10 protein-coding genes are annotated in these 9,120 nt (G+C 32.3%); all 10 read right to left on the reverse strand.

Annotated features, from left to right (window positions below):
- Window positions 1–60 precede the first annotated feature (60 nt).
- Complete coding sequence (locus tag H6W52_RS20460) at window positions 61–345, reverse strand: hypothetical protein (RefSeq protein ID WP_116100125.1); 285 nt, start codon at window positions 343–345, stop codon at window positions 61–63.
- 544 nt (window positions 346–889) lie between these two features.
- On the reverse strand, window positions 890–1,534 hold the full coding sequence (locus tag H6W52_RS20465) for a helix-turn-helix domain-containing protein (RefSeq protein ID WP_116100126.1): 645 nt from the start codon (window positions 1,532–1,534) through the stop codon (window positions 890–892).
- Window positions 1,535–2,569: 1,035 nt separating this feature from the next.
- Window positions 2,570–2,920, reverse strand: coding sequence for a tyrosine-type recombinase/integrase (locus H6W52_RS20470; RefSeq protein ID WP_116100127.1), 351 nt, complete (start codon window positions 2,918–2,920; stop codon window positions 2,570–2,572).
- A 50-nt stretch (window positions 2,921–2,970) separates the two neighbouring features.
- Window positions 2,971–3,909, reverse strand: a complete 939-nt coding sequence (locus H6W52_RS20475) for a phage integrase SAM-like domain-containing protein (protein WP_116100128.1) — start codon at window positions 3,907–3,909, stop codon at window positions 2,971–2,973.
- Window positions 3,910–4,031: 122 nt separating this feature from the next.
- Entirely contained in the window at window positions 4,032–4,487 is a 456-nt protein-coding gene (locus H6W52_RS20480; RefSeq protein WP_116100129.1) for a hypothetical protein, read from the reverse strand.
- Window position 4,488: 1 nt separating this feature from the next.
- Complete coding sequence (locus H6W52_RS20485) at window positions 4,489–4,968, reverse strand: hypothetical protein (RefSeq protein WP_116100130.1); 480 nt, start codon at window positions 4,966–4,968, stop codon at window positions 4,489–4,491.
- Between the two features lie 114 nt (window positions 4,969–5,082).
- Window positions 5,083–6,360 (reverse strand): DNA polymerase, encoded by a 1,278-nt coding sequence (locus H6W52_RS20490; RefSeq protein WP_116100131.1) that lies wholly within the window; start codon window positions 6,358–6,360, stop codon window positions 5,083–5,085.
- A gap of 1 nt (window position 6,361) precedes the next feature.
- A complete protein-coding gene (locus H6W52_RS20495) occupies window positions 6,362–6,874 on the reverse strand; it encodes a ribonuclease H-like domain-containing protein (protein WP_116100132.1) in 513 nt (170 codons plus the stop codon).
- Window positions 6,875–6,892: 18 nt separating this feature from the next.
- Entirely contained in the window at window positions 6,893–8,458 is a 1,566-nt protein-coding gene (locus H6W52_RS20500) for a hypothetical protein (protein ID WP_116100133.1), read from the reverse strand.
- A gap of 1 nt (window position 8,459) precedes the next feature.
- Window positions 8,460–8,765: a helix-turn-helix domain-containing protein gene (locus tag H6W52_RS20505; RefSeq protein ID WP_116100134.1), complete on the reverse strand. Its 306-nt coding sequence runs from the start codon at window positions 8,763–8,765 to the stop codon at window positions 8,460–8,462.
- Window positions 8,766–9,120: the final 355 nt, after the last annotated feature.

Genomic DNA, 9,120 nt, shown 5'->3' on the forward strand with positions numbered 1-9,120 from the left:
GAAGAGTTTAACAATCAAAACAAAATTTATCAAAATGTAGCTTAACTTATACTGGAATTTTTATTTGCATATCCAAACATTTACAACTAAATCTCCATCAACATATGTAAATATCATTTTTCCGTTTTCAACATCCACCTTATCATCATATTGTCTACAATTCCAAATTTCACCAATGTATTTAATTTTGTTTCCATTAATAATCAAATCTTTTTTAGAATTAGCCATTCCAAACATCTGAATATTCATAGAATACGAACCGTCATATTTATGATTTATGGATTGATTACAGGCAGTAGTTATTAATGTTACAAAACACAATAAAATAATTTTGATTTCTTTCATAGTTAGGGGTTTAGTGTTCAATTTTATAATTCTTTTTTTAATATTCCTTACTGAAACCCGTAATGATGTATGAAAACAAAAAACGGGCTTGAGACATTGTCAATACCCGTAATCGAGGGAGTCGAAGCCCTGTACAACAAAGTAAAGCAATGCCCAAGCCCTTAGCTTGAGCATTTTGCTAAACTCCTTCCTGTTGTACTTGAAATTTTCGACTTTTCGATTACAGAAATCAGTTTGCGAAATGCAATATGTTTTTATCTAATTTTAAATATTTCTATCTTATATTTTATTTTTCCATTTACTACCGTAAAGCTATTAATTTTAATAGTGTTAAACAACATTTTTATGTTTTAACCAAGTAACAATTCAATATTCTTCAATCTTAATCAGGGTAAAACTTAATTTGAGTAGTGTTCTCGATTCAAAAATCGGGTTTAATTTCAATTTGGATATTTGATGTCAAAAGTGATTTAAAATTCATCTACTTTGTTAAAAATTGTTTTATACAAAAGAGGATTTCAAAACACCAGTTTTGCACTTCGATTTACTTTTTATCAAAACGACAGGTGATAATTCTTCTTTGATGGGTGTAATAACCTGTGACAATTTCATATTTTTTGAACAGTCCTTTTTCGTAAAGAGATTTTGCCCACTTAGAGATGCTTTCTACACTTGCATTCATGCGGTTTGCAGTATATTCTCTTCTGGCAAAATATTCTTTTTCTCCCTTGCTGATTGAGTTATACTCACCCCATAGGAGTTTTTCACCTGTTTTTAACTCTTTATGAGAATACACATCAATAGGAAGTTTAATGTTCCTTTTGTCTTTATTTTCTCCTTTTTCAGTATCATTAATTTCTGATTCCTGAATAGTTCTATAATGGTCAGTTAAGAAATATTTTCTTCCCTCTTTGGTTAAATATCCTTTCTTCAAAAGGATTTTTCTACAATCTCCAATAATATTGGGATGTAAATTGAACATTTTCCCTACATCTTTATTTGTCATTTGATTAAAACCAAGTTTCTTTTTCAGCGAAAAATCCAGTCCGAATACAAGCTTTTCATTGAAAGACAATTCTTTATTTGACAAAATCTCAAAAGGAATTTCTACTGTTAACTTTTTAGAAAATCCATATAACCAATATTCTTCGCATTCATCATCGAAATTTTCATTTGTATATTTTTTCATTGTACTGCTATTTTGATTATTTTTTCACTACTACTACTACTACTACTACTACTACTACTACTACTACTACTACTACTACTACTACTTCGGACTGCTCCTTGGTTGTCCTCCCCATGTTTACTGTTTTTATACTCTACTACGGACTGCGAAAAGGAGTCAACTACTTTTATATCCTGTTTTTAGTTCTGTACCACTGAATTTCTCTGTTGAAATCAGTAACTTTACCTACTACCACAACTACATTTTTTCAGGAAGTAACAGTACTACTTTATCACCAATTGTGAATTTCAATTCACCTGATTTTGCATTTCAATCACACCATTTTTGCGTTTCAATCACATCAAATTTGCATTTCACTCTCACCAATTTTGCACTTCACTCTCACCAATTTTGCACGTATAATTAATAACCCAATTAAAGACTTCAATTAAAAACTTTAATTAAAAAAAGAACTGTGAAAAATTGAATGGAAGTGATAAATCACTTCTCTTTCTTTTTTTTTTTAGATTTCAAAGAAAAACCAGCTCAACCAAAATTAATTTGTGATGTGTCTCAAAATGTCTTTTGAATTTAAAATGGTAATTCCTCCTTGCCCTTTTGAATAAAAGAAAATTTAAATAAATAGAATATTGTGAACGATTTTTAACCATCTTCTCCACTTAAAAATTTTCAATCGGGATTCTTTATCGGTTTTTACATTTAAGTTTGTACAGCATCATTGAAAATATTGAGTACAAAGGAGTTTGTTTTAATTTTCTATTCAGATTCTTTTTCAATATCTAAAAATTACAGCTTACTTCTGTTGTACCATTCAAATTTATTCGTGGACTTCGCCTAAGTTAAATAATCGAATGTTTGCAAACTGTATTTAACAGGAGGTTATGTTATATTTCTTTTTAAGTTTATCTGTTTTTAAGTACTAGACCCGCAGATAAGTCCACGTTTCTTTGAGTTCCTTCCTCTTTCATAAAAAGACACTGAAAGCAAACAGGGAAAACCTGCTTTTGGGCAGGTTTTGCTATGTTCTTAAAAAATCTACGCTGATTTACTAAAGTACTCTTTCAAAAGTTCTGCATTCTCATCCTGTGAAATCTTAATATAACTATTAAAAGCCTTTTCAGTTCTATGTCCTGTGATATTCATAATTACCCTTGTAGGAACACCTCTCTTGAACATATTAGTAGCGAAGGATCTTCTTGCAGTATGAGTACAGATCATTTCATATTTCAAAAGATTTTCTTCAATCCTTTCTTTCCCTTTATTTCTAATTTTTAGAATTTTATCATTAATTTTTGCCAAGTCGCCCAACACTTTCAAATTTCTATTCATTGTTTGATTAGATACAGATTTCGGAAGATTGTTCGGATTATCTTTGTACTTATCCATGATCTCCCTCACTGCTGGAAGAATCGGAATATTTACCCATTCACTCGTCTTTATAGTTTTGATTCTAAGAATATCCGGGAGTTGAAAACAGATTCATGTATCGCGGCTGGAAGAATCGGAATATTTACCCATTCACTCGTCTTTATAGTTTTGATTCTAAGAATATCACCAACAATATGTTCCTGCTTTACTTGGCTAAAATCACTAAACCTCAACCCTGTATAACAACCGAAGACAAATAAATCCCTCGTTCTTTCCATTATTTTATCACTACTTAAATCCAATTTTAGAAGTTTAGAAATCTCTTCTTCGCTGAGGTAAATATTATTGACATCTTCTCTTACTGTCTTAAAATTTTTATGCTGGTAGCCTGTAAAATTATTATAACCATCCTCAGTTGCTGAGTTTAATATAGCTTTAAGATTTTTAATGATTTTACCAAAACCGTTATTAGTCAATCCTTCAATTCCTGTGTAAAAATCCATGAAATCATAATAAAAGTCAATATCAAAGCTCATCCAGCCCAATTTATTTCTGCTATAGTCTTGATAATCTTCAAGCTTATGCAAAGCGGTACGATAGCTTTTAATTGTACTTGCTGTAAGACGGTTCTTACCATTTTCTAAGTACTTTTCAGCATATTCAAAGAACGTATATTGTTTCTTTTTCTCCGTCCCATTCTTATCAGCATTGTAAACAGACTTTACATAATCAGTAGTAGGATCATTACCCTCGATCAGCATACCATTAACAATATCTTCCACTTTCTGACGAATTCCTTTAATGTAAATATTGAACCTGTCAGAGCCAGGATAGCTCCTCTTTACCATTTGTGTTCTTTCATCCCAGTATTTTTCGTCAATATTCTTATGAGTCGAAAAATGGGTTGTTTTCTTTTTATGAGTATACCTCAGCATCAAAAGGGATTCAGGACTTTTCTTTTTCTTCTGATAATCAAGCTTACTCAGGATAAATTTAAATGTTGCCATTGCTTTAATTTTAGATTATTAATTGTGAATTTTGCGACATAGTTTTGTTGTAGTAACTTTAGCCCTAAACCACTATGCGCTACAACAGTTAGGGCTAAAGTTTTTAATTTTTCAATCAAATGTTAAAACCTTTGATTGTACTGATCCTCTAAAAGATTGATTGCTTTTCTGCGTTTACTCTTTTGAGACGGAGTTAACCCCGAATTCTCAATCAAATCAAACAATAATCTAACAACATTTTCAGAAGCAACACCGCTTTCATATTGTTTAAGTCCTGCGTAGAGGATATGAATTAAGTCTGTATCATGAAGTAATACAGGATTATTGTTTTTAAAAGATAAGGAATTTTGGCAATCAATTAAATCCTCTTTCAGTTCATCCCAATATGAGCATAGTGGTTCATACAAATCAAGATAAAAAACACTATCAAAATAAGGGCTGGTATTTGTCAGCTTGATTTCGTGCTTTAACAATCCCTTTTCTGGATATTTTCCGAGCGTAAATGTTTTTTTAGCTTTGGCATTAGCAACAGCATCATAGATTTTATAGTGGAAATTTTTTTTCCTATCTCCAAACATCTTAAAAACCTTTAGTTGATTTTTCCAGTTCGTAATTTTTGATTCCTACAATAGAATCGATATAATCTTTGGCATCTTCATTCATTTTTTCATACGCCCCGAATTCCAGTTCTTTGATTTCGGAAAACGTTATATCAATACCAATCAAATCTTTTATTAACGTTTTAACATTATAAAAATCTTCCAAAACAGTAGCACAATAATTATGTCCATACAGCAAGTAAGGAAGACTGAAACGTAAAACAATAGATTTCCTCCCAAAATATATACTAAAATTCTTAGCATATTGCCATGTTTCGGTTTTCAAAACAAACTGGTTTTTAATGGTCGGGTGCTCTGTCAGATTTTCCCATTTTATCCCCATTTCTTCAAGGGGAACATCAAATTCTTCCATTGGGATTTCTAATTTCAAAAAGTCTATTTGGAAATTGGTAAGTTCTACTTGGGTGCTTTGTGAAATTTCAGATATTGAGTTTTTCATTTCTTGAAAATTTTTGTTGTCAGTAATTGTTTTGCTTTCTGTTAATTCAGCAGTACTACCAAATGAATTTTATTTTTGACATTTTATAAATATTTAATCTTTAATAATTCTTATTTAGTGGGCTTCTGCCCAATTAGCCCCTTTACCGATTTCTATTGTTAGTGGAATAGATAGTTTTACGACGTTTTCCATCTCATGTTTTATCAGCTTTTCCATGATTTCCACTTCACTTTTAGGAACCTCAAAAAGCAGTTCGTCATGGATTTGAAGAATTATTTTTGACTTTAACCCCTGTTCTGAAATCGCTTTATCACAGTTTACCATCGCCATTTTGATAATATCGGCTGCACTTCCCTGTACAGGAGAATTCATTGCAAGGCGTTTTCCTTTCTCTCGAATATTCAAATCATTAGAAGAGAGCTGAGGAATTGGTCTAGTGCGTTCGAACAATGTTCTGGAATAACCATGATGATCAGCATAATCGACTAATCCCTCCAAACAGGATTCTACACCACTGAACTCGGCAAAATAATCTGACATCATTTTCTCGGCATCTTCCTTAGAATGATGTTTCTTTGTAATTGATGTAAGAGATTCTGCTAATCCTACTGCTGACATTCCATAGATTAAACCGAAATTGATTGTCTTCGCAATTTTCCTCTGTTCCTCCGTTACTTCTGAAACCTTACAACTGAACACTTTGGAAGCTGTTAATTGATGAATATCTATATCATTACAATAAGCATGAAGTAAAAAGCTGTCTTGGCTCATCTCCGCCATTACCCTAAGCTCAATCTGTGAATAATCTGCACCAATCAGCACACAACCTTTTTCAGCAATAAAAACCTCCCGCAGTTCCGAAGCAAGGATCTTAATTTCATCAGTTTCATTTTCTTTGTCCTTTAGCTTTACATTTGGTATATTCTGTAAGTTCGGATTACTACAACTGAAACGTCCTGTAGCTGTTCCTATCTGATTTAAGTTACAATGAAGTCTTTTCGTTTTCGGGTTAACTTCTTTCAATTGATTACAGAAGCTTAACAGAGTATTGGTTTTCCTGTAATCTAAGATTAGTGGTACAATTTCATGGTCATTCACAAGTTTACCTAAGTGCGATTTATCAACAGAAATCAATCCCGATTTACCTTTGGAAGTAACTTTAGGTTGAAGTTTAAGAGTTTCAAAAAGCAGGGTACTCAGCTGTTCATTGCTGTTAAGGTTGATTTCAGTTCCTGCAACCTCCATTATTTTTTTGGTGGTCGTCTGTAGTCGATTTAATAACTGATGTTCCACACGTTCTAATTTCTTCGTGTTTATTTTTACACCATTGCGTTCGATTTTAGTTAGAACACAGATTAAATTGTGTTCTAACTGATTAATAGATATATCCATTTTAGTTTTGATTTAATTGTTGAGTTAAATAATGATACAATTGCAGGGTTAGGTCTGCATCTTCACAGGCATATTGTGTGAGTTCTTCTTTTGGAACTTCGGTAATATCTCTGCCTTTCCTCATTTCATCAAAAGAAATCTGATGATAATTGAGGTGGAGTTCTGAAATTTCTTTCAATCCGTGAGTTTTACGGTTAGGATCAAAGAGATAATCTAAAATCATTGTGTCAATAATTTCTCCTTTAATATCAATCCCATACTGATGAAAGAATTTTAAATCAAATTTGGCATTATGAAAGACTTTGGTAATCGTTTCATCTTCTAGTACCCATAAAATCGGTTGTAAGAATTCTTTCACTTTGGCTTTATTTTTGTAAAAAGGGAGAACAATGTTAAATCCCGTTCCTTTTTCAACAGATATAGCAACACTCACAATATGGTCTGTAAATGGGTCTAATCCCGTAGTCTCCAAGTCTACCGCTATGGCTTTTCCTTTTATTTTTATCTCGGTCATATTATTAAATTTAAAATGTTAATTTTTACTGGTATTATCAGTACTGAAAAATTTCTGTAAGTGATTGACTAATCGTGTCATTTTATTGGCGGTATCAACAGTTTTGTAATCAGTTTTGATATCATTTATTGTCAAAAGATTCTGTTTTTTCTGTGTTTCTTCGGTAACGATTTCAACAAAAACCTTAGTATTACTTGGAGTCTCTACATAGCTTATACCTTTATACTCCAGATATTTTTTTAACCTTATGGTAAATCCTCTCAAACTCAGCTGATAACGTGATCCTATTGATTCTTTTCTGAATTCAGCAAACAACTCTTTTTTATGAAGCTTGGTTTTGGTCAGTAATATTTGATCTAAGAATTCCATCAGTTCCAATCCTACCTCACTGATGAGTTTTCTTAACTCTAAGTTGATAGAAGGGGCTTTTACCAATCCTTTTTCAAGATATAACTTAACACAGTGTAGCATGTAGTGGTCAAACCCTAACCATTGATCTTCTTTCCAATCATCAAAGAAGTGATGTCCGAAGTCATCATAAACCGTTAAATCTTTGCCGTAGTTGGTTGATAATTCAATTTCATGTTTCCTTCTTTCTGTACTGTTTCCTGATGGAGATTTTACATAATAATTGCTTGTGATAATCATTTTCGGACCATAAGCAAATGCGATGAAAATATCATGTTTGTACTTCCTGCTTATCGTAAACCCATCTGTTATTCTGCCAAAGAATCCCTCGAAATTCTGATTTTCTTTAATGTCATTGATTGCTACAATACTGGTGAAAGGTGTTACCCTTTGGAATGCAAAACCAGAACTACTGGAAAAATCTTTTCCTGAAATATTACACAGGAACCTCATATAGCTCAACCCTCTCACTAGGAGGGACTTTCCTGTCCCTCCTTCTATCAGTCCGATTTCATTAACAATACTATCAAGTAAAATGACTGCTTTTGCCAAGGCAGGATTCTGGAATGTATGAAGCATATAGCCAATCATTACCTCAAATGGTAAGATCCTTTCCTCGATATTTCCTGCAACATTGTGTATGAATTGTCTGAATGGAATGAATTCGTCTAAACAAGATTCATCATAGTTAAAACCTCTCTGGATGATCTGATCGTAAAAAACATGATGTTCTAAATCCTGATAATCTACAGTTTCGATAGTCTTTGCCTGTACTTTTACCACTGTGTTTTGATAACAGAAATAGCTTATTTCCTGCGTATCCCTAAGTGGGTCAAGTTCTTCATATCGCAAAAATGATAATGTCGCATCTTCTGAAATCTGCCGTGCTTTATTGATCCATGCATTTTTAATTTCATATTTGGTAGCTCCGTACTCAAGCTCTGATTTCTGATCGAAATTTTCATCAAGATATTCCAATGCTACTTGTATGATATCCGGCTTATTAACAATTTTTACAATATTATCCTGTATTCTAACAAGATGCTCAACTCCAAATATTTTGGTTCTTCTGAATCCCAAATCTTCGGTATATTTTATATAACCGTACGTATCAAACCGTACTTTCCCCTTATCGGTAACTTCAAATGGAATTTCTATTTTTTTGCTATTATCCATTTTATTTTTTCAACTTTAATTGATTAGACTTCAAGAATTCCTCCACCTCAGAAAGCTTATACCGAATATTCTTACCGATCGCATAAGAAGGGAAATCAGAATGAGCTTTCTTAAAGTTGTGGAAGTGTGAAATTGAGATCTGAAGATGTTCGCATAACTGCTTATCTGTCAAAAATTTCCCCGAATCTGTTGGCACTCCTGCAGCTATGCCTTGTTCCGTCAGCAGAGATAGTACTCTCCCTGCTATCCGAACCTCAAGCTCCGAAAAAACTTTTGTTAGATGGTATGTTAGTGCGTTATTATCCATGACCTTGTCTCAATTTGACAGGTCAAAAGTAGAATAGCGAAGAATTTTTTGTAGTACGATGTGTAAAATCTCAACTGTATTTATACGTTTTACACATCATGAATAAGTTTTTAATTTTTAGCAGGGCGAATACTTGTAGAAAAAGTACCAATGAATTGATCTAATGTATAATCGATATTTTTTATTTTCTTTTCTATATAATCCTCTCTGATGAAAGGAAATGAATTATATAGGACTTTTGCAAAATCTACTTTGCCAACCTCACTTAATGCAAAAGATTTTTTGTATTTGTTATTTTAAAATATATAATTGTTTATTTAGTTTTAGAAAAAGCAACTTTAAAGAGTTTTCCAGC

The organism is Chryseobacterium sp. C2(2020) (genome assembly GCF_014218915.1).
Taxonomy (GTDB): Bacteria; Bacteroidota; Bacteroidia; order Flavobacteriales; family Weeksellaceae; genus Chryseobacterium; species Chryseobacterium mucoviscidosis.

Coding starts and splice junctions, on each gene's coding strand:
- H6W52_RS20480 (WP_116100129.1), bottom strand. CDS start 4,487: ATGTTTGGAGATAGGAAAAAAAATTTCCACTATAAAATCTATGATGCT.
- H6W52_RS20460 (WP_116100125.1), bottom strand. CDS start 345: ATGAAAGAAATCAAAATTATTTTATTGTGTTTTGTAACATTAATAACT.
- H6W52_RS20505 (WP_116100134.1), bottom strand. CDS start 8,765: ATGGATAATAACGCACTAACATACCATCTAACAAAAGTTTTTTCGGAG.
- H6W52_RS20495 (WP_116100132.1), bottom strand. CDS start 6,874: ATGACCGAGATAAAAATAAAAGGAAAAGCCATAGCGGTAGACTTGGAG.
- H6W52_RS20490 (WP_116100131.1), bottom strand. CDS start 6,360: ATGGATATATCTATTAATCAGTTAGAACACAATTTAATCTGTGTTCTA.
- H6W52_RS20475 (WP_116100128.1), bottom strand. CDS start 3,909: ATGGCAACATTTAAATTTATCCTGAGTAAGCTTGATTATCAGAAGAAA.
- H6W52_RS20485 (WP_116100130.1), bottom strand. CDS start 4,968: ATGAAAAACTCAATATCTGAAATTTCACAAAGCACCCAAGTAGAACTT.
- H6W52_RS20465 (WP_116100126.1), bottom strand. CDS start 1,534: ATGAAAAAATATACAAATGAAAATTTCGATGATGAATGCGAAGAATAT.
- H6W52_RS20500 (WP_116100133.1), bottom strand. CDS start 8,458: ATGGATAATAGCAAAAAAATAGAAATTCCATTTGAAGTTACCGATAAG.
- H6W52_RS20470 (WP_116100127.1), bottom strand. CDS start 2,920: ATGGATAAGTACAAAGATAATCCGAACAATCTTCCGAAATCTGTATCT.